This window comes from Curtobacterium sp. TC1, assembly GCF_019844075.1.
Lineage (GTDB): Bacteria > Actinomycetota > Actinomycetes > Actinomycetales > Microbacteriaceae > Curtobacterium.
The window spans coordinates 3,505,065-3,529,911 of sequence record NZ_CP081964.1 but is presented as its reverse complement, the minus strand read 5'-3'; the positions used below and the strand labels follow the sequence as shown (position 1 = coordinate 3,529,911).

The window sequence follows — 24,847 nt, the reverse complement described above, 5'->3', positions numbered from 1 at the left end:
TCCCGTTTCGTCCGTGGTCGAGTCCACTGCCTACAGGGACGAACCGGGGACGCTCAACGTGTCGCAGCTCGTCGCGCCCTGCTGGTAGCCGCGGACGAACCAGCGCTGACGCTGCTCGCTCGAACCGTGCGTGAACGAGTCCGGGTCGACCCGGCCGCTCGAGCGCTCCTGGATGCTGTCGTCGCCCACGGCACTCGCGGCGGACAGCGCATCGGCGATCTCGGCCCGGCTGATCGGTTCGAAGAAGGTCTCGCCGTCCGCGTCCTCGGTGTTCGCCGCGTCGCCGACCCAGGCGCCGGCGTAGCAATCCGCCTGCAGCTCGACGCGGACACTGCCGGACGACGCCCCGGTGCCCGAGCGGTCCGTGCTGGCGAACGCGCCCTGCAGCTGCTGGATGTGGTGGCCCCACTCGTGCGCGACGACGTACATCTGCGCGAGCGGCCCGCCCGACGACCCGTACGTCGACTGCAGGTCGTCGTAGAAGGCGGTGTCGAGGTAGATCGCGCGGTCCGGCGGGCAGTAGAAGGGTCCGGTGGCGGCCGACGCCTGGCCGCACGACGTGTCGGTCGAGCCGTCGAAGAGGAAGAAGTCCGGTGCCGTGTACGAGATGCCGAGCGTCCGGGCCTCGGCGGTCCAGTAGCCGTCGAGGGACTCGGCAGCCCCCTCCATCCGGCACTCGACCTGCAGGTTGGCGTCACGGCCGGTGCGGCACTCCGGCGCGGCGTCGACCGTCTCGCCCTGCTGCTGGATCTGTGTCGTGCCGTCCCCGCCGACGAACCCGCTCAGGTCGAAGCCCGTGAACTGGGCGATCAGGAACACGACGATGGCCGTGACGCCGACCGCGCCTCCGCCGACCGCGGCGGTCCGGCCCCGGCGCTTCACTCGGCCGCCGGAGAGTCGCGAGTCGTCGTTGAACGTCATGCCCCCGAATGTACGGCCCGCGGGACTCGCACGCCGCACGCATGCCCCGCGCGTACCGTCGAGGACGTCGGCGACCCCGACACGTGTCGTACAACCGGAAGGAACCGCAACCATGGCCACTCCCATCAGCACCGTGATGAGCCCCGCCCGCTACGTGCAGGGCAAGGACGCGATCACCCGCGTCGGCGAGTTCGTCGCCCCCATCGGCAAGCGCCCCCTGATCGTCGCCGACGACGTGGTGTGGGGCATCGTCGAGTCCGCGGTGACGGAGAGCTTCCGGACCGCGGACCTGCGGGTCGAGCGTGTCGGGTTCGGCCGGTTCGCCACCCCGGAGGCGGTCGACGCCCTGGTCGAGCAGATCCGCTCGACGGACGCCGACGTCATCGTCGGACTCGGCGGCGGATCCGCGATCGACGCAGCCAAGGCCTCCGGGCACCTCGCCGGCATCCGCTGGGCCAGTGTGCCGACCGCGGCGTCGACCGATGCCCCGACGTCGGCCCTCGCGGTGATCTACTCCGAGGCCGGCGAGTTCATCGAGTACCGGTTCTTCCCCCACAACCCCGACCTCGTGCTCATCGACACGAAGCTCGTCGCGAACGCGCCCGTCCAGTTCCTGGTCGCCGGCATCGGCGACGCCCTGGCCACCTGGGTCGAGGCCCGCGCCGCCAAGCGTGCGAACGCCGACACCATGGCCGGCGGCCTGCAGACCGAGACCGGCGTCGCGCTCGCCGAGCTGTCCTGGAAGCTGCTGCACGAGAACGCCCTGCAGGCCATCGAGGCAGTGCAGGCCAAGGTCGTCACGCCCGCGCTCGAGAAGGTCGTCGAGGCGAACACCCTGCTGTCGGGCCTCGGGTTCGAGTCCGGCGGGCTCGCGGCGGCGCACGCCATCCACAACGGACTGACCGCGGCTCCGCAGGCGCACGGCCTGGCGCACGGCCAGAAGGTCAACATCGGCACGATCGCGCAGCTCGTGCTCGAGGGCGCGCCCGCCGAGGAGATCGAGGACTTCGTCGTCTTCACCACGAAGGTCGGTCTGCCGAACACCCTCACCGAGATCGGTCTGACCGTCGACGACACGACGGAGCTCCGCGCCGTGGCCGAGGCCGCGACGGTGGAGGGCGAGACCATCCACAACATGCCGTTCCCGGTCACGCCGGAGCTCGTGGTCGACGCCCTCATCGCCATCGAGGGCATCGCGCGCAGCATCCGCGCCGAGCACGGCCTGCCGGAGCCGGTGCTCTACCAGCACCACTGATCGGATCGGGATCAGGTGCGGACCAGCGGCTCCACCGTCGCCAGGTCCGTGCCGATCCCGACGTCCACGAGCTCGATCCGTCCAGCGAGGGTGGCGGCCGGCCCCATCAGCAACCCGGCCTTCACCCCGCCGAACGTGGCGGTGACGTCGGCGTGCAGCACGTGGTCGTCCGCGATCCCGCCGGTGTCGACGTCGATGCCGCTCGGCACGTCGACGGCGACGACGAACGGTGCGCGCTGGTCGCGGGCGAGCTCGCGGATCGCGTCGACGACCTCGCGGGCGGGGGAGCGGAGCGCTGCCGGCCCCTGCACCCCGATCCCGAGGATCGCGTCCAGCACCAGGTCGGCCTCGAGCGCCGCGTCGGTCGCGACCGCGGCCAGGCGGTCGCCGTCGTGCGCCGGCACACCGCCGGCACGTGGACCGGACGGACCGTCCAGCAGGCGCGCTCCGCCGTCCAGCGCCGCTGCCAGGCCCGCATCGTGCACTCGTGAGCCGACGCGCAGGACCGCCACGTGCCTCCCGGCAGCCGCCAGCCGTGCACCCGCGAACAGGGCGTCACCGCCGTTGTCGCCACTGCCCACCAGCAGCAGGACGGACCCTGGTCCGTCGCCCGGCCGGACGGCCGGGTCGTCGAGCAGGTCGCCGACGATGCGTGCCAGCCCGTCGGCCGCCCGCTGCATCAGCGGCTCGCCCGCGTCGAGGTGCGGCCGCTCCGCCGCTCGGATCTGGTCACCGCCGTAGCCGTCCATGGCGACCACAGTGCCCCGCTACCCTGGAGGGGACATGTCACTCGTCCCCGAAGCGCCCCGTCCCCGCATCGTGATGTCGCCCGACGGCCTCCGGCTCGCGACCTACGACTTCGGCGATCCCGACGCCCCCGCCGTCGTCGCGGTGCACGGGTTCGCCTCCGGCGCGGTGCTGAACTGGCACGCCTCCGGCTGGACCCGCGACCTCGTCCGCGCCGGCTACCGCGTGCTGGCGTTCGACCAGCGCGGGCACGGTGCGAGCGCGAAGCCGCGCGACCCCGGCGCGTACTCGATGGACCTGCTCGTCGCGGACGTCACCACCGTCATCGACACGTACCTGCTCGACGAGGTCGCGTTCCTCGGGTACTCGCTCGGCGCACGCGTCGGCTGGCACACCGCCGAACGGTTGCCGGACCGCATCACCCGCGCGGTGTTCGACGGCATCCCGGACGCCGACCCGATGCGCCGCGTGCGGGTCGACCAGGCGAAGGCGAACCTGGCGGACGGCACGCCGATCGAGGACCGCGTGACGAACGGCTACCTGACCATGGCCGGCAACGTCGAGGGGAACGACCTCGCAGCGCTCGTGGCGATGGTCGAGGGGATGCGGAACAGCATCGAGCCCACTCCCGACAACGCCCCCGCGCAGCCGATCCTGATGGCGGCCGGCAGCGAGGACGGCATCCGCGACAGCGCCGTGCGGTTGGCGCAGGCAGCTCCGGACGCGTCGTTCTTCGAGATCCCCGGGCGCAACCACTTCAACGCGCCGACCTCGCGGGCGTTCCGCGAAGCGGCGCTGGCGTTCCTGCGTTCCTGACCGGCGCGCGTTGTCCGCGTCGCGCTGACGGGTACTGCCAGGTCCTCGCTGACGGAGGGCGTCGCGCGTACCGTCCCGGCCATGGACTACAGACTCCTCGGCAACAGCGGGACATCGGTGTCGACGCTGACCCTCGGCACCATGACGTTCGGCAGTGAAGCCGACGAACCCACCTCCCACACCATCATCGACACGTTCGTCGCGGCCGGCGGCACCCTGATCGACACGGCCGACGTCTACTCGGGCAACGAGTCCGAGCGGATCATCGGTCGCTGGCTGGCGGCACACCCCACCGAGGCGCAGCAGGTCGTCCTCGCCACCAAGGGCCGCTTCCCGCAGGGGGGCGGCCCGAACGACGTCGGCCTGTCGCGCCGGCACCTCCGGGTCGCCCTCGACGCCTCGCTCGAGCGCCTCGGGGTCGACCACATCGACCTGTACCAGATGCACGCGTGGGACGCCCTGACGCCGATCGAGGAGACCCTGCGCTTCCTCGACGACGCCGTCTCCGCGGGCAAGATCGGGTCCTACGGGTTCTCGAACTACCTCGGCTACCAGATCACCAAGGCCGTCTACGAGGCGAAGGCGCACGGCTGGGCGCCGCCGGTCACCCTGCAGCCGCAGTACAACCTGCTCGTCCGCGACATCGAGCACGAGATCGTCCCCGCCAGCCTCGACGCCGGGATCGGTCTGCTGCCCTGGTCGCCCCTGGCCGGCGGCTGGCTGTCCGGCAAGTACCAGCGCGACGAAGCACCCACCGGCTCCACCCGACTCGGCGAGAACCCGTCGCGCGGCATGGAGGCGTGGGAAGCGCGGAACGGCGACGAGCGCACCTGGGCCGTCCTCGACGCGGTGTCCGCGGTCGCCGATGCGCACGGCGCCTCACGGTCGCAGGTCGCCCTCGCCTGGCTGCTCGCCCGGCCGGCGGTGACGAGCGTGATCCTCGGCGCCCGGACGGTGTCGCAGCTCGAGGACAACCTCGGTGCGGCCGACCTCGTGCTGACCGAGGCGGAGCTCACGCAGCTCACCGACGCCAGCGCACCACGCATCGACGACTACCCGTACGGCACCGCCGGCGTCGCTCAGCGGGAGCGCAAGATCACCGGCGGACGCTGAAGATCCGTGCACGTTCGTGCGGATTCGCGCTGATGTGGGGTCCGGGTGTGGACGCACGGTTCGGTGAGGTGTCATCCTCGTCGCACGACCGGCTGGTTACCGCGTCGAGCGCCCGGAACACTCCCTGATCCGTGTTCCACACGCGCCGATGCCCCGGGTGAGTGATCACCCGGGGCATCGCTCCGCCGGACGGCGGTCGTGGGGCCGGCAGCGGGACTTGAACCCGCAACCCCCGTATTACAAGTACGGTGCGCTACCAATTGCGCCATGCCGGCTGACGCCGCTCATCCTACCGGTGAGGGCGTCGGACGCTCACTCGCCGGACTTCTCCGAGAAGTTCAGCGAGATCGAGTTCATGCAGTACCGGTCGCCGGTGGGGGTGCCGAAGCCGTCGGGGAACACGTGGCCCAGGTGCGAGCCGCAGTTCGCGCAACGGACCTCGGTGCGCACCATGCCGAGCGACTTGTCGTCGATCAGCTGCACGGCGTCGGGGTTCACCGACTCGTAGAACGACGGCCAGCCGCAGCCGGAGTCGAACTTCGTGCCGCTCTTGAACAGCTCTGCGTTGCAGGCCGCACAGGTGTAGACGCCGGCACGCTCCTCGTCGAGGAGTTCACCGGTCCACGGCCGCTCGGTCCCCGCCTGACGCAGGACGGCGTACTGGTCCGGGGAGAGCTCCTCGCGCCACTGGGCGTCGGACTTGTCGACGTTGTATGCCATTGGTTCCTCCTGCTTCCGGTCGGGTTCTTCCGGGCACTCCCGACCACTTCAGTAAACTCGCGACGATGTCCGAGCATTCCGTGCGCCACGCCCGCTGGACCCGTCTGACGACGGACGAACTGTACGGCATCGTGGTGCTCCGGAACCGCGTCTTCGCACTCGAACAACGGGTGACGGCCGAGGACTTCGACGGCCGTGACCGCGAGCCCGAGACCGAGCACTGGTGGTTCGGTACCGACACCGATGCGGTTGGGTACCTGCGCCTCATCCGTCCGGCGGCGGACGAGGTCCACCCGGACGGCACCGAACCGCCGGCGTGGGTGATCGGCCGGGTCGCCACCCACCCGGAGCACCGTGGACAGGGCGTGGCCGGACGGCTCGTCGCCGCCGTCCTCGACCGACACGGGCACGACCCGTTCGTCCTGCACGCCCAGGAGTACGTCGCGGCCCTGTACGAGCGGTACGGCTTCGTCCGGTTCGGGGAGCCGTACGACGAAGCCGGCATCCGCCACGTCGGCATGCACCGCCCCGGGCGCTGATGGACACACGGGCTCGGTACGCCGCCTACGCCGACCGCATCGAGGCGGTCTCGCCGACGTACGCCGCATGGGCACGGTCGCTCGACCCAGCGCTCGTCGCGCTCCTCGCCGAGGTCCCCGAGCAGCAGCGGCAGCCGGAGCTGTTCTTCGCCGTCGCGCGGCGGCTGGGCGCGGACCCGTCGGACCCCGGTGCGCTGCGCGCGATCGGACGGGAGGCCCGCCCCGCCCTGGTCACGGCCCTCGCCTCCGCCACGGTGCAGGCCAACGACCCGCGACGGCTCGGTCCCGTCGTCCCGCTGTTCGCGGCGCTCGCCGAGCGGGCACCGCGGCCGCTCGGGGTGGTCGACGCCGGCGCCGCGGCGGGGCTCTGCTCGATCCCGGACCGGGTGACCCTCGACCACCGGACGTCGGAGTCCCGGGTGCCGGCGGATCGCGCCCCGGTGCGGTCGTCGCGCCCCGACTCCTCGGGGCGCGACGACCACGGCGGGGTGCGCACCGAGCTCGTCCGGATGCACACGGCGCCGGAGGACCCGTCGATCGGACTGGTCGTCGACGTCACCGGCGACGTGCCCGCTCCGGCGAGCAGGCCGATCTCGATCGGCGCGCGGGTCGCGCTCGACCCGAACCCGATCGACCTCGCCGCACCGGGCGCGTTCGACCGGTTGGTCGAGGCCGTCCCGCCCGAGGCGACGGACCGGATCGCCCTGATGCGCGAGGCGGCGCGCGCGACGCTCGCCGCGCCTCCCGTCCGGCTCGTCGGCACGCTGCCAGGTGACCTCGACCGTGCACTGGACGCCCTGCCGGACGACGTGGAGCCCGTCGTCCTGACCACCGGGACCCTGGTCTACGTGCCGGGTGCCGAGCGCCAGCGGTTCGTGGACCGCGTCCGCGAACGCGGTGTGCACTGGATCGCGCTCGAACGCACCGGGATCCTGAGCGGTGTCGCGGCGACGGTGCCCGACGACGTCGACCCCGCGGATCCGGACGCCTTCGCCACGGCCTCGATCGACGGCACCGCGGTCGCCGTCTCGGACCCGTTCGGCACCCGGGTGCGCTGGTTCCGCGACCCGAACCTGTGACCGGTGTTCGCGACAGTCCAGCGCCGTGCCAGGGTCCGGATGCTCTCCGCCCCTACGATGTGCGAGACCCGTTCCCCGACACGTGATCGGAACCGCCGTGACCAGCCCCACCGACGAGCGCCGCGCTGACGAGCTCAGCGCTGACCAGCTCAGCGAGCTCGCACAGCGTGTGCTGTCGTTCGAGCACGACCGGGCACGGCACGACCGCACGAAGGAAGCGGAGATCCGGGTCGAGTTCGAGATGTCGCCGGCGCGCTACTACCAGGTGCTGAACCGCGTGATCGACTCGCCCGCGGCACTCGCGTACGACCCGCAGCTCGTCACCAGGCTGCAGCGGCTCCGGCACGCGCGCACCAGCGCCCGGGCGACGCGCAGCTTCGTCGCGCCCGGCGGCGCTCCCGAAGGACGTGAAGAGGAACGATGAGCACCAGATTCCCCCGTGACCGGTTCGACGACGTCGCCGACGGCCCCCGGGTCGGCGCACACCGCGGTGCCCAGCGCCGCGGCCGTGGCTGGATCGCGTTCGCCTGGGCGGCACTCGCCACCGGCGTGCTCGTCGGCATCGGCGTGCTCGTCCTCGCACTCCTGAACGGCAGCTACTCGTTCAGCGGGTCGGACTCGCCCTCGGCGTCGACGAGCTCGTCGGCCACGGCGAAGCCGTCCGCGTCCGCCACCTCGAAGCCCTCGGCCTCCTCGTCGGCCGGTGCGGATGCCGGTTCCGGAGCGGCCGCGGCCACGCCGGCGCAGCAGGGGACCACGACCGTCGTCGTCCTGAACGGCACGACGACCACCGGTCTCGCCGCCCGCGCCAGCGCCACGCTGACCGGCGCCGGCTGGCAGGTCGCCTCGACCGGGGACGCCGGCACGACCGGGTCGACCTCGACGATCGTGTACTACCAGCAGGCCGCGCAGGCGGCCGTCGCGCAGGGCATCGCGAAGCAGCTCGGGGTCACCGCCGTGCAGCAGTCGGCAGCGTTCCCGAACGCCGATGTGAGCGTCGTGCTCGGGGCCGACTACACCGGCTGATCCGCATTCCGCGGGCCCGTTCCGTCCGCATTTGTGACGGTCGTGTTTCGGGCACGTTGATTTCTGTCGGAATCGACGTGAAACAACGTCACACCTCTTGCCTGATCGGCGTGCTTCCAGCAGAGTCCCTTGCAGACGACGAACACGTCGTTCGCACGGCAGTACCAGGGAGCAAGAGATCATGGCCAACGGAACCGTGAAGTGGTTCAACGCTGAAAAGGGCTTCGGCTTCATCACCGTCGATGGAGGAGGCCAGGACGTGTTCGTGCACTACTCGGCCATCGACATGTCGGGTTACAAGGTCCTCGAGGAGGGCCAGGCAGTGGTGTTCGACGTCGGCACTGGGTCGAAGGGCCCGCAGGCGGAGGCAGTCCGACCGGCCTGACCACACGACACGCATCGTGAACGCGCCGTCCCGTCAGGGGCGGCGCGTTCGTCGTGCGTGGGCCGCGCCGCTCGGCGTGCGTGGCGGGCGGCCGCGGCGGTGGTCGGAGTGCGCTGTTGGCGCAACGTGTGCTGGGAAGACGTGACGAGCCTCCGGATCGTGTTGCACTCGCACCGGGCGAGTGCCAGAATCGGCGTTGGCACTCGCTCACGTTGAGTGCCAGCACGACCCCACGACGTCCGGGAGGGACGAGAACTCACATGGCTAAGATCATTGCTTTCGACGAGGAGGCCCGCCGTGGCCTCGAGCGCGGCCTGAACCAGCTGGCCGACGCCGTGAAGGTGACGCTCGGCCCGCGCGGCCGCAACGTCGTCCTCGAGAAGAAGTGGGGCGCCCCCACGATCACGAACGACGGTGTCTCCATCGCCAAGGAGATCGAGCTCGACGACCCGTACGAGAAGATCGGTGCGGAGCTCGTCAAGGAGGTCGCCAAGAAGACCGACGACGTCGCCGGTGACGGTACGACCACCGCGACCGTCCTCGCCCAGGCACTCGTCCGCGAGGGCCTCCGCAACGTCGCCGCCGGCGCCGACCCCGTGTCGCTCAAGCGCGGCATCGAGAAGGCCGTCTCCGCCGTCTCCGACCAGCTCCTCGCCAACGCGAAGGACATCGAGACCAAGGACCAGATCGCCGCGACCGCGTCGATCTCGGCTGCAGACCCGACCATCGGCGCGCTCATCGCCGAGGCCATCGACAAGGTCGGCAAGGAAGGTGTCGTCACCGTCGAGGAGTCGAACACCTTCGGCACCGAGCTCGAGCTGACCGAGGGCATGCGCTTCGACAAGGGCTACCTGTCGCAGTACTTCGTCACCGACCCCGAGCGTCAGGAAGCCGTCTTCGAGGACGCCTACATCCTGATCGTCAACTCGAAGATCTCGAACATCAAGGACCTCCTGCCGGTCGTCGACAAGGTGATCCAGGCGGGCAAGCAGCTCCTGATCATCGCCGAGGACGTCGACGGCGAGGCCCTGGCCACGCTCGTCGTGAACAAGATCCGCGGCATCTTCAAGTCCGTCGCCGTCAAGGCCCCGGGCTTCGGCGACCGTCGCAAGGCCATGCTGCAGGACATCGCGATCCTGACCGGTGGCCAGGTCATCTCGGAAGAGGTCGGCCTCAAGCTCGAGAACGCGACGCTCGACCTGCTCGGTCGTGCCCGCAAGGTCGTCATCACCAAGGACGAGACCACGATCGTCGAGGGTGCCGGCGACGCTGAGCAGATCGCCGGCCGTGTCCGCCAGATCCGCTCCGAGATCGAGGCGACCGACTCCGACTACGACCGCGAGAAGCTCCAGGAGCGCCTGGCGAAGCTCGCCGGTGGCGTCGCCGTCATCAAGGCGGGTGCCGCGACCGAGGTCGAGCTCAAGGAGCGCAAGCACCGCATCGAGGACGCCGTCCGCAACGCGAAGGCTGCCGTCGAAGAGGGCATCGTCGCCGGTGGTGGCGTCGCCCTCATCCAGGCCGGTGCCGTCGCACTCGAGGCCCTCGAGCTCGAGGGTGACGAGGCGACCGGTGCGAACATCGTCCGCGTGGCCATCGACGCGCCGCTCAAGCAGATCGCGCTGAACGCCGGTCTCGAGCCGGGTGTCGTCGCCGCCAAGGTGCGCGAGCTCGAGTCGGGCTGGGGCCTCAACGCTGCGACCGGCGAGTACGTCGACCTCATCGCCGCGGGCATCATCGACCCGGCCAAGGTCACGCGCTCGGCGCTGCAGAACGCTGCGTCGATCGCCGGTCTGTTCCTGACGACCGAGGTCGTCGTCGCCGACAAGCCCGAGCGTGCCGCGGCCGCTCCGGTCGGCGACCCGACGGGTGGCATGGACTTCTAGGTCCGCTGTTCCGGAAGGGCCCCGCACGCTGCGCGTGCGGGGCCCTTCCGCGTGCGGGGGGCGTGGGGCGCCCGTCCCGTCCCGTCCCGCCCCGTCCCGTCTCGCCCCGTGAGGTTCCGAAATCTCGGCATCTCGGGGCCGGGTTCGCCGTTGTTCGGAACCTCGGCGATCAACGCGCGGCATGTCGTGGAACCTCGCCGAGTCGGTCGGTTCGGACTGGAGGCCCGTCCAGCGTCGTTCTCCGTCGCTGCGTCCGACCGTGGCCGGGTCCGGCGTCTCGTGCGCATGCTCCGTCCGGGCGAGGGCTTCGTGCCGCTCCTCGTCGATGGACGGCCTCGCCGGTCGGTGTGACGCGGCTCCGGACAGAACGGGTCCGCGGCGGACTCGGTGCGCCGGGGTTCCACGACTCGCCGTGTGCTGAACGCCGAGGTTCCGAACTCGAGCGCCACGGGGCGCGACATGCCGAGATTTTGGAACCTCGGGCGCGGGCGCGGGCGCGCGGGCGCGGGTGCGCGGGCGCGGGCGCGCCGGCGCGCGCACCCGCGCCGCGCCCCGCGTCAGGCGGCGTAGTCGCGAGGGAGCAGGGGCAGCCAGACGCGGAAGGTCGCGCCGCCGCCCTCGGTGTCGAAGACCTCGACCGAGCCGTGGTGTGCCGCGACGATGCCCGACACGATGGCGAGTCCGAGCCCCGAGCCGCCGGTGTCCCGCGCGCGCGAGGTGTCGGCACGCCAGAACCGCTGGAAGATCTTGTCGCGCAGCTGCGCGGGGATCCCCTCGCCGTGGTCGATGACGTCGATGTGGGCCATGCCGCGGTCGTCGTCCACGCCGACGCCGATCTCGATCGGGGCGTCGTGTTCGGTGAACCGCATTGCGTTGCCCATCAGGTTCGTCACGATCTGGCGGATCTTGTTCTCCTCCGCCAGGACGATCGGCGGGCGCTTGGGCATCACGACCGTGGGCAGCGGTGTCGTCTCGTCGGTGGGGGCGGCACCGGCCTCGATGTCCATCGCCCGGGTCCGACGAGCACGGAGACGCGCGATCGTCTGCCGCGAGAACGCGATGGGGCCCGTGGTGTTCGCCGAGGTGGGCGACGCCGGGGGGACCTCGCCCGTGTCGGACGACGAGCCCGACGAGAGCGACGACGAGGACGAGGACGAGGACGAGGGCGGCCGCACGGCCTGGGGCACGCTCTCGCCCGTCATGGCGTCCTCGACGAGCACCTGGATCTCGCGGTCCGGGTTGGACGCCATGGTGTCGAGCGCCGAGTCGCGTGCGATGGCGACGAGGTCGACCGGCCCGAGCTCGAGCGGCTTCGACTCGTCGATGCGGGCGAGCTGGAGCAGGTCCTGCACGAGCAGACCCATCCGCTTCGCCTCTTTCTCGATGCGCTCCATCGCCTGGGCGACGTCTTCTTCCTTGCGCAGGGCGCCCATCCGGTACAGCTCGGCGTACCCGCGCAGGGACACCAGCGGCGTGCGGAGTTCGTGCGAGGCGTCGCCGACGAACCGCCGCATCTGGTCGATGGTGCGCTGGCGGTCCTCGAACGCGGTGTCGATGCGTTCGAGCATGACGTTGAGGGACCGGTTGAGCCGGCCGACCTCGGTGTTCGGGGTGTCCGCTTCGAGGCGCTGGTTGAAGTCACCGGCGGCGAAGCGCGCAGCGGTGTCCTCGACGTCCCGCAACGGGTCGAACGTGGCGGTGACGAGCAGCCGCGTGAGCATCGCCCCGAGCAGGATCACCGAGGCACCGAAGCTCAGGAAGATCGCGGTGAACCGCAGGATCGTCTGGTCGGTGTCGGCGCTCGACACCGCGACGAGCACGAAGCCGGTCTCGGTGGAGCCGCTCGTCTGGTTCTGCAGCGATGCGGGGATGACCTGGGCACGCCATTCGTGGTTGTGCTGGCTGTCGTAGAGCGAGAAGCGCGAGCCGTTCTGCGCTGCTGCCGAGAAGTCGAGTTCGCGGATGTCCGGACGGCTCGACGCCTTCGTTTGGCAGATCTTGTCGCCGTCGGCGTCGTACGCGGCGACGTAGGCGCTCTGCGACAGTACGACCGACAGCTTGCAGTACTGCTCGCCGTCGCTGATGTTCTGGCCCTCGAGTTGCTCCGTCGTGCCCTTGACGTTGTTGTCGAGCTGCGCCATCAGGTACGTGGACAGGACGGTCATCGTGCCGAGCCCGGCGACGAGCAGGCCGAGCGCCACCAGGAGCACCGTGATCCCGGTGATCTTGGTGCGCAGGGAGATCCCGTCCCACCAGCGGCTCATTCGCGTGTGCATGCTGCCCCAACGATAGACAGCGGCCGCCCGGTGAAACCGGACGGCCGCCGTGAAGAACGGACGCTACGAGGCCTTGGACGCCTTCAGCATGTACCCGAAGCCGCGCTTGGTCTGGATGATGGGCTCGGCCGAGTACTGGTCGAGCTTGCGGCGCAGGTACGAGATGTAGGACTCGACGATGCCGGCGTCGCCGTTGAAGTCGTACTCCCACACGTGGTCGAGGATCTGCGCCTTCGACAGCACGCGGTTGGGGTTGAGCATGAGGTAGCGGAGCAGCTTGAACTCGGTGGGCGACAGCTCGATCTGCGCGTCGCCGATGGTGACCTCGTGCGTGTCCTGGTCCATCGTCAGCTCGCCGGCGCGGATGATCGCGTCTTCCTCGTCGTTCATTGTGCGCCGCAGGATGGCCTTGATGCGGGCGACGATCTCGTCGAGGGAGAACGGCTTGGTGACGTAGTCGTCGCCGCCGACGGTGAGGCCGGTGATCTTGTCCTCGGTGTCGTCCTTCGCGGTGAGGAACAGGATCGGCGAGGTGTAGCCCGACGAGCGGAGGCGCTTGGTGACGCCGAAGCCGTTCATGTCGGGGAGCATCACGTCGAGGATGATCAGGTCGGGTTCTTCCTCGAGCACGGCCGAGATCGCCTGGGCGCCGTTGCCGACGGCACGGACGGCGAACCCGGCGAAGCGCAACGAGGTCGTCAGGAGGTCGCGGATGTTCGGTTCGTCGTCGACGATCAGGATCTTGGGGCCATCGCTCATGGTCCTATCTTCTGACCGTTCCCTAATTGTTTCCTGAGAGCGGTGCGTACGTCAGCCCACGGGCGCCTGGACCTGGTCGGCATCCAGGATCGTGTAGGAGTACCCCTGCTCGGCGAGGAACCGCTGCCGGTTCTGCGCGAAGTCCTGGTCGACGGTGTCCCGCGCGACCAGCGTGTAGAACGACGCGGGCAGGCCGTCCTTGTTCGGACGGAGCAGTCGTCCGAGGCGCTGCGCCTCCTCCTGCCGTGACCCGAAGGAACCGGAGACCTGGATCGCGACGGTGGCGTCGGGCAGGTCGATCGAGAAGTTCGCGACCTTCGACACGACGAGCACGTCCACCTCGCCGGCTCGGAACGCGTCGTACAGCCGCTCGCGTTCGTCGACCGGGGTCGCACCGGTGATCTCGGCCGCGTCGAGCGACGCGGCCAGTTCGTCGAGCTGGTCGATGTACTGCCCGATCACCAGGATCTGCTCTCCGCGGTGCTTCTCGATGAGCTCCCGCACGACCGGGGTCTTCGCGGGCGAGGTGGCGGCGAGCCGGTAGCGCTCGTCGTCGCTCGAGGCCGCGTACTCCAGGCGCTCCTGGTGCGGCAGGTCGATGCGCACCTCGTAGCACTCGGCAGGGGAGATGTAGCCCTGCGCCTCGATCTCTTTCCACGGAGCGTCGTAGCGCTTCGGGCCGATGAGCGAGAAGACGTCGCCCTCGCGGCCGTCCTCGCGCACGAGGGTCGCCGTGAGGCCGAGTCGACGGCGTGCCTGCAGGTCCGCGGTCAGCTTGAAGACCGGTGCCGGCAGCAGGTGGACCTCGTCGTACACGATGAGGCCCCAGTCGAGGGCGTCGAGCAGCGACAGGTGCGTGTACTCGCCCTTCCGGCGGGCGGTGAGGATCTGGTACGTCGCGATCGTGACCGGCCGGATCTCCTTGACGCTGCCCGAGTACTCGCCGATGTCCTCCGGCTGCAGGGTCGTCCGCTTCAGGAGCTCGCTGCGCCACTGCCGTGCGGACACGGTGTTCGTCACGAGGATGAGCGTGGTCGCCTTGACGGTCGCCATCGCACCGGCGCCGACCAGGGTCTTGCCGGCGCCACAGGGCAGCACGACGACACCGGAGCCCTGCGCGAAGAACGTGTCGACGGCCTGCTCCTGGTACGGGCGCATGTGCCACTCGGCGGTGTCGAGGTCGATCGGGTGCGGCTGCCCGGGGGTGTAGCCCGCCAGGTCCTCGGCCGGCCAGCCGAGCTTCACGAGCTCCTGCTTGATCTGCCCGCGAGCCCACGGCTGCAGCTCGACCTCGGAGGGACTCCGCATGTCGCCGAGCAACGGCTTGATCCGTTTCGACCGGATGACCTCGGCCAGGACGGACGGGTCCTCGGCGGTGAGGAGCAGCACGGGAAGGCGCTCGAGTTCCTCGGTGGGGGAGTTCGCGATGACCGGGGCGTCCTCGCGCTCCTCCCGCCGGATGACGAGTCGCCCGTAGCGCGACACCGTGTCACGGATGTCGACCGTGACGCTCTGCGGGACGGGGAACTTGGCGAACCGCTCGAGCGTGGCGATCATCGCCTCGGCGTCGTGTCCGGCGGCCCGTGCGTTCCACAGGCCGAGGCGGGTGATGCGGTAGGTGTGCACGTGCTCGGGGGCACGTTCGAGTTCGGCGAAGGCCGCGAGCTCGTGGCGTGCGTCCTCGGCATCGGGGTGAGCCACCTCGAGGAGCACGGTGCGGTCGCTCTGCACGATCAGCGGTCCGTTCATGACCTGCCAGCCTAGCCGTCGTCACCTGCGTTCGGGTGACCGCGCCCCTCAGGCGTCGCTCTCGACCGCCACGACGAGCGACAACGGCAACGTGCGTTCGACGTCGACGCTGGTGTCACGGCCGCGGACGCGGCCGGCCGCGACGGAGGTCGGGATGATCGAGAACGGCCGCTCGGACCCGTCCGGCATGCGGACCGTGAGCCGGATCGGCGTCCGCCCGCGCACGGCCAGGTCGATCTGCCGTCCCAGCCACTCTTGCTCCGGCTCGGCGTCACCACGCTGGGTGGTCAGGCGGAGTCGTTCCACGAGTGCGTGCGCCGCCTGTTCCGGCGAGCGTCCGGTGGGGCTGCGCCGACCGGGAGGCCCGTGGTGCGTCTCGGGGCGGGCGCCGGTCGCGAGCACGGCCGGGTAGCGCTGGTCCTCGAGCGCGGTGTGCACGACGTGCGCCGGGTAGCGGGTGGTCAACGTCGTCAGGTCGCTGCGCTCCCACGCCATCTGCCGGAGTTCGGCGTCGACACCGATGAGGTCGAGCTGGTCCGCGGTGCCGCGCACCACGGCGCCGACCCCACCCTCGCCGCGGTCGACGACGATGCTGCCGTCGCGTCCGGCGACCTGGTCGACCAGGTAGGCGAGCGGCTGCGGGACACCCGTCGACGACAGTCGGGTGAGCAGTGCCAGGACGTCGTCGCGGGAGTGCCCGGCACGGAACGCCGCGCGCAGGGTGTCCTCGGAGATCCGGTACCGGGCGGCCAACCCGGGGGCTTCGAGCACGGCGACCGTGCGCAGGGCGGCGTCGTCGACCGGTGCGAGGGGGCCGGGGGCGATCACGGTCAGGTCGTGCTGCAGGTACACCTGGTCGACGGTGCCGGGCAGGTCCTCCGACGCGGGTCCGGCGTCACCGTCCAGGAGCGCCCGTCCGGTGCTCGTGACGATGCCGTCGACCGCGAGTCCGAGCGACCCGGCGGTACCGGCGGCGTCGAGCAGGAGGGCGTCGAGCCAACGGGAGCCCGCGGGGTACGCCCAGCGTCCGAGCGCCACGAGGTCGCGCAGGTCGTCGTCTGCGAGCGCGAGGACCTCGTGCACCGCGGTACCGAGGGTGTCCGCCCAGGCCGACACGAGCGTCGCCCAGCGGTCCGGCCAGTCGGTGACCAGCCAGGCCTGCCCGGCGTCGGTGACCGTCCAGCGGCCGGAGCCCGGGTCCGCGAAGCCCACGCGGTCGAGCAGTTCCAGCCTCCCGGGCACGACGTCCGCCTCGGTGCCGGTGCGCTCGGCCAGGGCCTTGGCGAGTGGCGTGCCGATGCCGCCCTTGACGAGTTCGCGGACCGAGCCGGCGTCCACCGCACGCAGCAGTTCGGCGAGCACGGTCATGCTCGAGAACGCCTGCTCCGCGCCGGAGGTGCGTGCGCGGTCCCGGCCGGCCACGTCGTCGGCGTGCGGAGCGCGGTCGGGGCGATCCGGGCCTCCTGACCGTTCCAGTGCCACGAGGTCGGGGTGGGCGGCCACGCGTGCGGCGACCGCGTCGTCGACGGCGCCGTCCTCGTCGGCCAGGCCGAGCGTGATCGCCGGACCCAGGCTGTCGGCGTCCCCGCTGTCACGGAGCGCCAGGATGGTGGCGCGGGGCAGGTGCTCGACCGCGGCGTCGACGGCGTCGTCGGTGCGGAGCGCCTCGGCCAGGTCGAAGAAGTCGGTGATCCGTTGCGGACCGGTCTCGCCGAGGGCGGCCGGGGGCAGGCTCCGCGCAGCGACGAGTCGTTCGAGGGAGTCGTCCGGCAACGCCCGGAGTCGGGCGGCCAGGTCGGCGGTGGTCGTCATCGTCCGGTGCCAGCGTCCGGGGCGGACGTCAGCGAGCCGTCCGGTTGGCTCGTGCGCGACGCGTCCAGGTGATGCCGAGGAGCGTGAAGACCAGCACCATGCCGATCGGGAACCCGACGAGCGGGATCGCCATGATCACCGGCCACGGCATGGAGCCCTGCGCGCTCGGGACCGTCAGCCACATGACGATCATCGCCGCCATGCAGAGGAACGCAGCGATGAAGATGCCACCGACCATGAACGCCAGAGCGCGTTCGGTACGATTGAACGTCACCGGGGGTTCTGCGGAATCCTGCGGGTTCCCGGTTGATCGGGTCGGATTGGCCATCGACCCAGGATATCCGACGCACCACGGCCGTACCACGACCTCGAGGAGTCCACGCATGCCCACCGGCAAGGTCAAGTTCTACGACGACGACAAGGGCTTCGGCTTCATCACCGGAGACGACGGCGACCAGGTGTTCCTGCACGCTTCCTCGCTGCCCGACGGCGTCGTGACCGTGAAGGCGGGATCCCGGCTCGAGTACGGCGTCGTGCAGGGGAAGAAGGGGTCGCAGGCACTGTCCGTGCGGCTCCTCGACCCGCAGCCGTCGTTGTCGCGGATGACCCGTCGCTCCGCAGACGACATGGCCGTGATCGTCGAGGACCTGGTGAAGGAACTCGACCGGATCAGCGGAGACCTCCGCCACGGCCGCTACCCGAAGAACGGCGATCGACTCGCCGCCATCCTGCGGCACGTCGCAGACCAGTTGGAGGCGTGACGCCATGACAGACAGCGACGCAGTACCTGTTGACTACACCGACCTGGCGCGGACCGCGCTGCTCGAGGTGACCCCGGAGTCGAGCATCGGCGCGCCCGTCGGCACCGTGGACGAGGGCGACGGCGTCGTCTCCGTCCTCTTCGCGAACCGCATGCCGGGGTACCCCGGCTGGCGCTGGACCGTCAGCGTCGCGAAGGTCGGCGACGAGGACCCCACCGTGCTCGAGGTCGAGCTGATGCCCGGCGACGGCTCGCTCGTGGCGCCGGAGTGGGTGCCGTGGTCCGAGCGACTGGCCGAGTACCGGGCGGCGCAGGACCACGAGTCGGACGAGGAGTCCGACGACGATTCGGATGACGACGACGAGGACGACGACTTCGACGACGAGTCGGACGACGACTCGGACGAGGACGCCGACTACGACGACGCGGACGATGACGAAGCCGACGACGAGTCGGATGACGACGACGACTTCGACGCCGACGAGGACGACCTGGACGAGTCGGACGACGACGACATCGAGGGTGTGGACGTCGACGCGCTCGCCGAGGTCGACGATGACGCCTCCGACGGTGACGACGAAACGGTCGACGAGGCTCCGCAGCCGCCCCGCCGTCGCCGCGCCCAGCGCGTGCGGCCGGTCGACCCGGACGCCGACCTCGTGGTCGACCAGCTCGACGCGGGCGAGATCGACCCGGACTTCCACCGCTCCTGACCCGCGCTACCAGAACGACGAAGCACCACGGTCTCCCGTGGTGCTTCGTCGTTTCCCAGGTGTCCGTCGACCGGACGGCGGGGCGTGGGGTCAGCGCAGGGCGTCGACCGTGAAGTCGATCGCCTGCACGAGCTTCGCGACGTCGTCCGGGTCGATCGCGGTGAACGTCGCGACGCGCAGCTGGTTGCGGCCGAGCTTCCGGTACGGCTCGGTGTCGACGATGCCGTTCGCGCGCAGGGTCGCGGCGACGGCCTTGGCGTCGATCGAGTCGTCGAGGTCGATCGTGGCGACGACCTGCGAGCGGGCTGCGGGATCGGTGACGAACGGGGTCGCGTAGTCGACCGACTCGGCCCAGTCGTACAGCGTCGACGACGAGGTCTTCGTGCGGGTGTCCGCCCACGCCAGGCCGCCGGACTCGTTGATCCACCGGACCTGGTCGTCGAGCAGCAGCAGCGTCGAGATCGCCGGGGTGTTGAGCGTCTGGTTCAGGCGCGAGTTGTCGACGGCGTTCTTGAGCGACAGGAACTCCGGGATGTACCGACCGCTCGCCGCGATGCGCTCGACGCGCTCGATCGCTGCGGGGGAGAACAGCGCGAGCCACAGGCCGCCGTCGGAGGCGAAGTTCTTCTGCGGTGCGAAGTAGTAGACGTCGGTGGCGTCCACGTCGAACGCGGCACCACCGGCGGCGCTCGTGGCGTCGACGACCGTGAGCGCTCCGGCGTCACCGGCGGCGCGGACGACCGGGGCCATCACGCCGGTCGAGGTCTCGTTGTGGGGGTAGGCGTAGACGTCGACGCCGTCGATCGGCTCGAGCGCGGCGAGTGATCCGCCGGGGGCCTCGACGACGTGCGGCGCCTCGAGCCACGGTGCGCCGGCCGCCTTGGCGAACTTCGACCCGAACTCGCCGAAGGACAGGTTCTCCGCACGGCGTTCGATGAGGCCGAACGCGGCGGCGTCCCAGAAGGCGGTCGAACCGCCGTTGCCGAGGACGACCTCGTAGCCCTCGGGGACCTGGAACAGGTCGGCGAGCCCGGAGCGGACGCTGCCGACCAGGTCCTTCACGGGCTTCTGACGGTGGGACGTGCCGAGGATCGTGGCCCCGCGCGTCACGAGGGACTCGAGCTGCGCGCCGCGGATCTTGGACGGTCCGCAGCCGAAGCGGCCGTCGGTGGGGAGGAGTTCGGCGGGGATGACGATGTCTGCCATGCGGCGATCCTACCGAGCGCGATCCCAGTGCTGGTGCGCCTGTACCGGCCGGACGGGGTTGCCCGACGGGGTGCGGCCGCGGCGCTCTTCTTGCCCCGTGCAAGTGTCGGTCGGAGTTCGTCGGTCCGAACAAGTAGGGTGGTGGCCGCTGGGCCCAGACATGAGAGGCGGACCGTGACCGATCTCGTCGACACCACGGAGATGTACCTTCGCACCATCCTCGACCTCGAGGAGGAGGCGATCGTTCCGCTGCGCGCCCGCATCTCGGAGCGGCTCGGTCACTCGGGCCCGACGGTCTCGCAGACCATCGCCCGCATGGAGCGCGACGGCCTGGTCGTCGTCTCCGGCGACCGCCATCTGGAACTCACCGACGAGGGCCGCTCACGCGCCACCCACGTCATGCGCAAGCACCGTCTGGCGGAGCGACTGCTCGCCGACGTCATCGGGCTCGACTGGGCCTTCGTCCACGACGAGGCCTGCCGGTGGGAGCACGTCATGAGCGAGCAGGTCGAGGTCCGCCTGCTCGAGATGCTCGGCAACCCGACCGAGTCGCCGTATGGCAACCCGATCCCCGGCCTGGCCGAGATCGGCGGCCCCGCCGCCGCCGGGTTCCTCGACGGCGTGCAGAACATCGTCGCCGCGACCGAGGGCACCGACGCCGTCGCGACCGGCGTGATCCGACGTCTGGGCGAGCCCGTGCAGTTCGAACCCGAGCTCCTGCACCAGCTCCGCACGGCCGGCGTCATGCCCGGTCGGCTCGCGGGCGTGCAGCGCGCCGGGGCCTACGTCGCCGTGCGTGTCGAGGGCGAGGACTCGGGCATCGAGCTCCCCGTCGAGGTGGCGCAGCACGTGTACATCGAGCGGAACTGATCTCCCTGCTCTGACCAGGGCTTCTTAACCGTTTCGTTACAAACGCGCCGTTTCATCTCGACAAGGTAACGACGGCCCCGTACACTCGTCGAGTCCCCGCGCTGCGCCTGAGCCGGAGACCCGTGGCAGGACGTCTCGAACCCGTCTCCTGCCTCGATCGGAAACGATGACGAACGGATGGGGTTGCACGTCGCCGGACACCCACGGCAGCGTGATGACGAGACGCCGGAGACCACACCCTTGACGCAGACCGGTTCCGCCGCGGACGACCAGACGCCCGCGAACCCGACGAACACCGAGAACGCCACCGACGCCCCGCTCACCCGGCGGTCCGCCCGCCAGGCCGATGCGCGCCCGACCCGCAAGGTCGTCCCCGTGCGGTCCGCGCCGCTCCCCGGCGGCCGTCGTGCCGCGCAGGCTGCAGCCAGTGCCACCGCAGCGAAGGCCAGTTCGGCGTCGCGCAAGCGCAAGTTCCTCGCCCCCATCGTCCTGACGGTCGCCGCCGGCATGTTCGGCACCGTGGCGGTCGCACCGGCCTTCGCCGCGCAGCCCGCCACCGGCACCGACGCGGCGAACGCCCAGCGTCAGGTCCGCGCGACCGAGAGCCAGGAGTTCTCGGTGTCCGACGCGGTGGCCCTGGCCGGCACGAGCCGCGACGGCTACGGCGCGACCTCGACCGCGACGCTCGACGCCCGCGCAGCGGCGAAGCAGGCAGCGGCCGACCAGGCCGCGGCCTCGGAGCAGGCCGCGGCCGACGCCGAGGAGCAGGCGTCCGCGACCCAGGCCGCGCGTGCGCAGACCGCCGAGCAGTACGCCTCGTACACCGGCCCGTCCGCCGCCGACTACGTGGCCAGCTCGACCGCCGCGGACACGCCGTTCTCGCTGCCGGCCGTCGTCGCGACCGCCAAGCAGTACATCGGCACCCCGTACGTCTTCGGCGGCGCCGACCCGTCGGGCTTCGACTGCTCGGGCTACGTCATGTTCGTGTACGCGCAGTACGGCATCAACCTCGCACACTCCGTGCCGCTGCAGGACCAGGCCGGCACCACGATCCCCGAGTCCGAGGCGCAGCCCGGTGACGTCGTCATCTTCAACAACGAGGCGCACGACGGCTTCTACATGGGCAACGGCATGATCATGGACGCCCCGAAGCCCGGTGGCTCCGTGTCGATCCGTCCGATCTGGTCCAGCGACTACCACATCGTCCGCTTCGGCATCTGAGGCATCTGCGGCGCCGCGGCGTCCGACCCGACCGCGGGGCATCGATCCCGTGAACATCGCCGGAACCGGCCCGTGCACCCTCGTGCCGGGCCGGTTTCTGACGTAGCCTGGCGCTGCACCGGTCCGCAAGGCCCCGAGCAGGGAGACCCCATGTCGATGTTCCGCACGACCCGAACCATGGGTCGGCGCGCGCGCATCGACATACGGTCGACCACCGCCTGCGTGCACGAGCACGCCCCTGCATGACGAGAGCACTGCCCATCCGGGTGGTGCTCTTCGTGGTTCAGGGGACGTGTGCGCGAGCGACGGTCACCTGCGAAGGACCCCGGTCCGACGCACCCGCAGCGCCTGGAAGCCGTCCAGGCACGTCGGAAGGGAACCAATGCGCACTCTCGTCCTCAACGCCGGTTACGAGCCCCTCGCGGTGATCTCGTTCCGACGAGCCCTCGTGCTGGTCATGAACCAGAAGGCCTCCGTCGTCGCCGCCGACCTCGAACACCCGGTCACCGGGTCGACGTCGAGCTACGACCGTCCGTCCGTCATCATCCTCACCCGGTACGTGCGGATCCCGCACTCGAGACTCGTGCCGGTGTCGCGGCGAGGCGTCCTGCGCCGTGACGCGAACCGGTGCGCGTACTGCGACCGGCACGCGACGACCATCGACCACGTGCAGCCGAAGTCGCGCGGCGGGCAGGACTCGTGGGAGAACCTCGTGGCCTGCTGCCTGGCCTGCAACAACGAAAAGGGTGACCGCACCCCGCAGGAGATGGGCTGGCGGCTGCGCTTCCGTCCGAAGATCCCGCACGGTTCGTCGTGGGTCGTGCGCGGCATCGAGCGTCCGCAGGCCGAGTGGGACGAGTACCTGGTGGCCGCGTAGCGGCCGGCCCGCCGCGCTCACCATGTTCGGACTGGAGGCACGTAGCGAACCCGCCACGTGCCTCCAGACCGTCAGATGGGTGCGTTCAGAGCGCGCGCTTGCGGCCCGGCAACAGGAAGATCGCAACGATGCCGAAGGCGATGTAGACGAAGTTGAACAGCGACGCGAAGGTGACCAGCGCGTGCGATCCGCCGGTCACGACGGCGTGCGCATCGTTGAGCCCGCCCGCCGCCATCAGGGTGGTGGGGTCGGTGAGGGCGTGCAGGAGCATCGGGACGATCAGCCACCGGCTCACCCGGAGCGCGAGGAACATCATCGCGCCGAAGCCCATCGCGTAGCCGACCGTCGCGAACACGAGCAGCGGGTTGCCGCCGCCGAGCAGGTTCTGCAAGTGGATCAACCCGAAGACGACCGACGACAGCACGTAGACCGCACGCTCGCTGTACCCGTGGTGTTCGAGCAGCTCGACCGTGAGACCGCGGGTGAGGAGTTCTTCGGCGAACCCGACGCACAACCCGAAGAACAGGATCGCGAGGACGAGTGCGGGGGCGAACCGGGACCAGTCGGTGCCGGCGAGCTTCATCACCGGCGGGACGACGGTGATGAGGACCGCGATCCACATCCACCGCGGGGCGCGTGCAGTGCGCCGGCGGAACAGGTGCGGCAACCACCCGAGTGAGCGCGCGAACAGCAGCAGGAGCAGTCCCATCAGGCCGATCGGCAGGATCGAGGCCAAGAGCACGCTCGCGGGGTCGCCGTACAGGTCGTCGAGGTCGATGAACGGCCGCACGAACAGGCCGATCAGCTGACTGATGCCGAGGTACACGAGCAGGTAGACGGCGGCGAGCAGGATCGAACGCCACCACCCGCCGCGTGCCCAGAAGCGTTGCCACGCGTTCTCGGTCGTCTGATCCGTCATGTGGTTCCCCTGTGGTGTGTGTGGTGCCTGGTGGGTGGCTGACGGCCTCAGCCTGCCGCATCCCGGGTCCGCCTGCCGATGGGGGTCCGACAGGTCAGCGAACGCTGTATGGTCAGTGCATGCTGACCACTGCACCGCGGCTCGACGTCATGCACCGGCTCGGCCGGGCGATGGCGGACCGGACACGATCCCGGATCCTGCTCGAGATGCTCGAGGCGCCGGTCCACCCGGGCCGGCTCGCCACCGACCTGGGGCTCACCCGCTCCAACGTCTCGAACCACCTCGCCTGCCTGCGCGGATGCGGCATCGTCGTCGCGGTACCCGAGGGGCGCTCCACCCGCTACGAGATCGCCGACCCGCACCTCGGGGCCGCGATCCGCTCGCTCCTCGAGGTCGTGCTCGCCGTCGACGACGGCGAAGCGTGCACCGACGAGGACTGTGACGTCCCGCTCTGCTGCGGACCCGGCGCATGACCGGGGTGACGGCTGCGGTCGTCCCCGACCGCCGGCGCGTGCTGCAGCGACGGATCCGGTGGATCGTCGCCGCGACGATCACGTACAACGTCATCGAGGCGGTCATCGCGATCGCCGCCGGTTCGGTGGCCTCCTCGACCGCCCTGATCGGCTTCGGACTCGACTCCGTCGTCGAGGTCCTGTCCGCCGCTGCGGTCGCGTGGCAGTTCGCCGGGCCGGACCCCGAAGAGCGGGAACGCGTCGCGCTCAAGGTCATCGCGGTGTCGTTCTTCGCACTGGCGCTGTACGTCAGCGTCGACGCGGCGCTGACCCTGACCGGGGTGCGCGAGCCGGAACACAGCACCGTCGGGATCGTGCTGGCGGCGGTGAGCCTCGCCGTGATGCCGTTCCTCAGCCTGCTCGAACGTCGTACCGGGAAGGAACTCGGTTCGGCGTCGGCGATCGCGGACTCGAAGCAGACCCTGGTGTGCAGCTACCTGTCCGCCGCGGTGCTGGTCGGTCTGCTCCTGAACACGCTGTTCGGGTGGTCGTGGGCTGATCCGGTGGCCGGCTTGGTCGTCGTCGTGTTCGCAGTGCGCGAGGGGCTCGAGGCCTGGCGCGGTGACGCCTGCAAGCAGCCGGTCGGCGCCCTGACCGGCGAGCGTGCGAGCGACGCCTGCGACTGCTGCTGAAGACGTCGCACGGCGCCCGCGGTCCGGGTGTCGGTCCCGCTGAGTAGCGTCGCCGCC

At 70.6% G+C, this 24,847-nt stretch carries 26 protein-coding genes and 1 tRNA gene; 16 read left to right on the top strand and 11 right to left on the bottom strand.

Annotated elements, in window-relative coordinates:
- Positions 1-30 precede the first annotated feature (30 nt).
- On the bottom strand, positions 31-921 hold the full coding sequence (locus KZI27_RS17925) for a neutral zinc metallopeptidase (protein WP_222658673.1): 891 nt from the start codon (positions 919-921) through the stop codon (positions 31-33).
- 112 nt (positions 922-1,033) lie between these two features.
- Here KZI27_RS17925 and KZI27_RS17920 point away from each other — a divergent pair, with 112 nt between their 5' ends.
- On the top strand, positions 1,034-2,176 hold the full coding sequence (locus KZI27_RS17920) for a glycerol dehydrogenase (protein WP_222658672.1): 1,143 nt from the start codon (positions 1,034-1,036) through the stop codon (positions 2,174-2,176).
- An 11-nt stretch (positions 2,177-2,187) separates the two neighbouring features.
- Here the strand turns inward: KZI27_RS17920 and KZI27_RS17915 are convergent, their stop codons facing one another.
- On the bottom strand, positions 2,188-2,925 hold the full coding sequence (locus KZI27_RS17915) for an NAD(P)H-hydrate epimerase (protein WP_222658671.1): 738 nt from the start codon (positions 2,923-2,925) through the stop codon (positions 2,188-2,190).
- A gap of 34 nt (positions 2,926-2,959) precedes the next feature.
- On the opposite strand from KZI27_RS17915, the gene KZI27_RS17910 reads away from it, so the two are divergent.
- Complete coding sequence (locus KZI27_RS17910) at positions 2,960-3,739, top strand: alpha/beta fold hydrolase (protein ID WP_222658670.1); 780 nt, start codon at positions 2,960-2,962, stop codon at positions 3,737-3,739.
- A gap of 81 nt (positions 3,740-3,820) precedes the next feature.
- Entirely contained in the window at positions 3,821-4,852 is a 1,032-nt protein-coding gene (locus KZI27_RS17905; protein ID WP_222658669.1) for an aldo/keto reductase, read from the top strand.
- Positions 4,853-5,051: 199 nt separating this feature from the next.
- Here the strand turns inward: KZI27_RS17905 and KZI27_RS17900 are convergent.
- Positions 5,052-5,127, bottom strand: a tRNA-Thr gene (locus KZI27_RS17900).
- Positions 5,128-5,164: 37 nt separating this feature from the next.
- The gene (gene msrB / locus KZI27_RS17895) at positions 5,165-5,572 is read right to left on the bottom strand and encodes a peptide-methionine (R)-S-oxide reductase MsrB (protein WP_123312006.1); all 408 of its coding nucleotides are present in this window, start codon (positions 5,570-5,572) and stop codon (positions 5,165-5,167) included.
- A 65-nt stretch (positions 5,573-5,637) separates the two neighbouring features.
- Between msrB and KZI27_RS17890 the strand changes: the two genes are divergently transcribed.
- From KZI27_RS17890 to groL, 6 genes are all read left to right on the top strand, one after another.
- Positions 5,638-6,111, top strand: coding sequence for a GNAT family N-acetyltransferase (locus KZI27_RS17890; protein WP_222658668.1), 474 nt, complete (start codon positions 5,638-5,640; stop codon positions 6,109-6,111).
- The gene (locus KZI27_RS17885; protein ID WP_222658667.1) at positions 6,111-7,190 is read left to right on the top strand and encodes a DUF2332 family protein; all 1,080 of its coding nucleotides are present in this window, start codon (positions 6,111-6,113) and stop codon (positions 7,188-7,190) included. Before KZI27_RS17890 ends, KZI27_RS17885 begins: the two co-directional genes overlap by 1 nt.
- Positions 7,191-7,287: 97 nt before the next feature.
- Positions 7,288-7,614, top strand: a complete 327-nt coding sequence (locus KZI27_RS17880) for a DUF3263 domain-containing protein (RefSeq protein WP_222658666.1) — start codon at positions 7,288-7,290, stop codon at positions 7,612-7,614.
- Positions 7,611-8,216 carry a LytR C-terminal domain-containing protein gene (locus tag KZI27_RS17875; RefSeq protein WP_222658665.1) on the top strand — a complete coding sequence of 202 codons (606 nt, stop codon included), beginning with the start codon at positions 7,611-7,613 and terminating at the stop codon, positions 8,214-8,216. Before KZI27_RS17880 ends, KZI27_RS17875 begins: the two co-directional genes overlap by 4 nt.
- 181 nt (positions 8,217-8,397) lie before the next feature.
- The gene (locus KZI27_RS17870) at positions 8,398-8,601 is read left to right on the top strand and encodes a cold-shock protein (RefSeq protein WP_111085222.1); all 204 of its coding nucleotides are present in this window, start codon (positions 8,398-8,400) and stop codon (positions 8,599-8,601) included.
- A gap of 260 nt (positions 8,602-8,861) precedes the next feature.
- Positions 8,862-10,484, top strand: coding sequence for a chaperonin GroEL (gene groL, locus KZI27_RS17865; protein ID WP_222658664.1), 1,623 nt, complete (start codon positions 8,862-8,864; stop codon positions 10,482-10,484).
- A 557-nt stretch (positions 10,485-11,041) separates the two neighbouring features.
- On the opposite strand, the gene KZI27_RS17860 is transcribed toward groL, so the two are convergent.
- From KZI27_RS17860 to KZI27_RS17840, 5 genes are all read right to left on the bottom strand, one after another.
- Positions 11,042-12,760 (bottom strand): sensor histidine kinase, encoded by a 1,719-nt coding sequence (locus tag KZI27_RS17860; protein ID WP_222658663.1) that lies wholly within the window; start codon positions 12,758-12,760, stop codon positions 11,042-11,044.
- A gap of 63 nt (positions 12,761-12,823) precedes the next feature.
- Complete coding sequence (locus KZI27_RS17855) at positions 12,824-13,519, bottom strand: response regulator transcription factor (protein ID WP_017888045.1); 696 nt, start codon at positions 13,517-13,519, stop codon at positions 12,824-12,826.
- Positions 13,520-13,570: 51 nt separating this feature from the next.
- Positions 13,571-15,268 (bottom strand): DNA repair helicase XPB, encoded by a 1,698-nt coding sequence (locus tag KZI27_RS17850; RefSeq protein ID WP_123312018.1) that lies wholly within the window; start codon positions 15,266-15,268, stop codon positions 13,571-13,573.
- Positions 15,269-15,316: 48 nt separating this feature from the next.
- On the bottom strand, positions 15,317-17,080 hold the full coding sequence (locus KZI27_RS17845) for a helicase-associated domain-containing protein (protein ID WP_222658662.1): 1,764 nt from the start codon (positions 17,078-17,080) through the stop codon (positions 15,317-15,319).
- Positions 17,081-17,108: 28 nt separating this feature from the next.
- Positions 17,109-17,354: a hypothetical protein gene (locus KZI27_RS17840; protein WP_148061738.1), complete on the bottom strand. Its 246-nt coding sequence runs from the start codon at positions 17,352-17,354 to the stop codon at positions 17,109-17,111.
- A gap of 109 nt (positions 17,355-17,463) precedes the next feature.
- Between KZI27_RS17840 and KZI27_RS17835 the strand changes: the two genes are divergently transcribed.
- Entirely contained in the window at positions 17,464-17,841 is a 378-nt protein-coding gene (locus KZI27_RS17835; RefSeq protein ID WP_111085215.1) for a cold-shock protein, read from the top strand.
- A 4-nt stretch (positions 17,842-17,845) separates the two neighbouring features.
- Entirely contained in the window at positions 17,846-18,553 is a 708-nt protein-coding gene (locus KZI27_RS17830; RefSeq protein WP_222658661.1) for a DUF3027 domain-containing protein, read from the top strand.
- Positions 18,554-18,643: 90 nt separating this feature from the next.
- Here KZI27_RS17830 and serC read toward each other — a convergent pair whose 3' ends face one another.
- Positions 18,644-19,759 carry a phosphoserine transaminase gene (serC, locus tag KZI27_RS17825; protein ID WP_123312026.1) on the bottom strand — a complete coding sequence of 372 codons (1,116 nt, stop codon included), beginning with the start codon at positions 19,757-19,759 and terminating at the stop codon, positions 18,644-18,646.
- A gap of 174 nt (positions 19,760-19,933) precedes the next feature.
- Between serC and KZI27_RS17820 the strand changes: the two genes are divergently transcribed.
- From KZI27_RS17820 to KZI27_RS17810, 3 genes are all read left to right on the top strand, one after another.
- On the top strand, positions 19,934-20,629 hold the full coding sequence (locus tag KZI27_RS17820) for a metal-dependent transcriptional regulator (protein ID WP_123312028.1): 696 nt from the start codon (positions 19,934-19,936) through the stop codon (positions 20,627-20,629).
- A 177-nt stretch (positions 20,630-20,806) separates the two neighbouring features.
- Positions 20,807-21,850 (top strand): C40 family peptidase, encoded by a 1,044-nt coding sequence (locus tag KZI27_RS20380; RefSeq protein ID WP_222658660.1) that lies wholly within the window; start codon positions 20,807-20,809, stop codon positions 21,848-21,850.
- A 382-nt stretch (positions 21,851-22,232) separates the two neighbouring features.
- The gene (locus tag KZI27_RS17810) at positions 22,233-22,727 is read left to right on the top strand and encodes an HNH endonuclease (RefSeq protein WP_123312032.1); all 495 of its coding nucleotides are present in this window, start codon (positions 22,233-22,235) and stop codon (positions 22,725-22,727) included.
- 85 nt (positions 22,728-22,812) lie between these two features.
- Here the strand turns inward: KZI27_RS17810 and KZI27_RS17805 are convergent, their stop codons facing one another.
- Entirely contained in the window at positions 22,813-23,646 is an 834-nt protein-coding gene (locus tag KZI27_RS17805; protein ID WP_222658659.1) for a CPBP family intramembrane glutamic endopeptidase, read from the bottom strand.
- Positions 23,647-23,765: 119 nt separating this feature from the next.
- On the opposite strand from KZI27_RS17805, the gene KZI27_RS17800 reads away from it, so the two are divergent.
- Together KZI27_RS17800 and KZI27_RS17795 are read left to right on the top strand one after the other, a co-directional pair.
- Positions 23,766-24,119 (top strand): ArsR/SmtB family transcription factor, encoded by a 354-nt coding sequence (locus KZI27_RS17800; RefSeq protein ID WP_123312036.1) that lies wholly within the window; start codon positions 23,766-23,768, stop codon positions 24,117-24,119.
- Positions 24,116-24,790, top strand: coding sequence for a cation diffusion facilitator family transporter (locus KZI27_RS17795; RefSeq protein ID WP_222658658.1), 675 nt, complete (start codon positions 24,116-24,118; stop codon positions 24,788-24,790). Before KZI27_RS17800 ends, KZI27_RS17795 begins: the two co-directional genes overlap by 4 nt.
- Positions 24,791-24,847: the final 57 nt, after the last annotated feature.

Coding starts and splice junctions, on each gene's coding strand:
- KZI27_RS17925 (WP_222658673.1), bottom strand. CDS start 921: ATGACGTTCAACGACGACTCGCGACTCTCCGGCGGCCGAGTGAAGCGC.
- KZI27_RS17830 (WP_222658661.1), top strand. CDS start 17,846: ATGACAGACAGCGACGCAGTACCTGTTGACTACACCGACCTGGCGCGG.
- KZI27_RS17920 (WP_222658672.1), top strand. CDS start 1,034: ATGGCCACTCCCATCAGCACCGTGATGAGCCCCGCCCGCTACGTGCAG.
- KZI27_RS17870 (WP_111085222.1), top strand. CDS start 8,398: ATGGCCAACGGAACCGTGAAGTGGTTCAACGCTGAAAAGGGCTTCGGC.
- KZI27_RS17885 (WP_222658667.1), top strand. CDS start 6,111: ATGGACACACGGGCTCGGTACGCCGCCTACGCCGACCGCATCGAGGCG.
- KZI27_RS17875 (WP_222658665.1), top strand. CDS start 7,611: ATGAGCACCAGATTCCCCCGTGACCGGTTCGACGACGTCGCCGACGGC.
- serC (WP_123312026.1), bottom strand. CDS start 19,759: ATGGCAGACATCGTCATCCCCGCCGAACTCCTCCCCACCGACGGCCGC.
- KZI27_RS17795 (WP_222658658.1), top strand. CDS start 24,116: ATGACCGGGGTGACGGCTGCGGTCGTCCCCGACCGCCGGCGCGTGCTG.
- KZI27_RS20380 (WP_222658660.1), top strand. CDS start 20,807: ATGGGGTTGCACGTCGCCGGACACCCACGGCAGCGTGATGACGAGACG.
- KZI27_RS17845 (WP_222658662.1), bottom strand. CDS start 17,080: ATGACGACCACCGCCGACCTGGCCGCCCGACTCCGGGCGTTGCCGGAC.
- msrB (WP_123312006.1), bottom strand. CDS start 5,572: ATGGCATACAACGTCGACAAGTCCGACGCCCAGTGGCGCGAGGAGCTC.
- KZI27_RS17860 (WP_222658663.1), bottom strand. CDS start 12,760: ATGCACACGCGAATGAGCCGCTGGTGGGACGGGATCTCCCTGCGCACC.
- KZI27_RS17805 (WP_222658659.1), bottom strand. CDS start 23,646: ATGACGGATCAGACGACCGAGAACGCGTGGCAACGCTTCTGGGCACGC.
- KZI27_RS17800 (WP_123312036.1), top strand. CDS start 23,766: ATGCTGACCACTGCACCGCGGCTCGACGTCATGCACCGGCTCGGCCGG.
- KZI27_RS17835 (WP_111085215.1), top strand. CDS start 17,464: ATGCCCACCGGCAAGGTCAAGTTCTACGACGACGACAAGGGCTTCGGC.
- KZI27_RS17910 (WP_222658670.1), top strand. CDS start 2,960: ATGTCACTCGTCCCCGAAGCGCCCCGTCCCCGCATCGTGATGTCGCCC.
- KZI27_RS17810 (WP_123312032.1), top strand. CDS start 22,233: ATGCGCACTCTCGTCCTCAACGCCGGTTACGAGCCCCTCGCGGTGATC.
- groL (WP_222658664.1), top strand. CDS start 8,862: ATGGCTAAGATCATTGCTTTCGACGAGGAGGCCCGCCGTGGCCTCGAG.
- KZI27_RS17890 (WP_222658668.1), top strand. CDS start 5,638: ATGTCCGAGCATTCCGTGCGCCACGCCCGCTGGACCCGTCTGACGACG.
- KZI27_RS17915 (WP_222658671.1), bottom strand. CDS start 2,925: ATGGACGGCTACGGCGGTGACCAGATCCGAGCGGCGGAGCGGCCGCAC.
- KZI27_RS17905 (WP_222658669.1), top strand. CDS start 3,821: ATGGACTACAGACTCCTCGGCAACAGCGGGACATCGGTGTCGACGCTG.
- KZI27_RS17850 (WP_123312018.1), bottom strand. CDS start 15,268: ATGAACGGACCGCTGATCGTGCAGAGCGACCGCACCGTGCTCCTCGAG.
- KZI27_RS17855 (WP_017888045.1), bottom strand. CDS start 13,519: ATGAGCGATGGCCCCAAGATCCTGATCGTCGACGACGAACCGAACATC.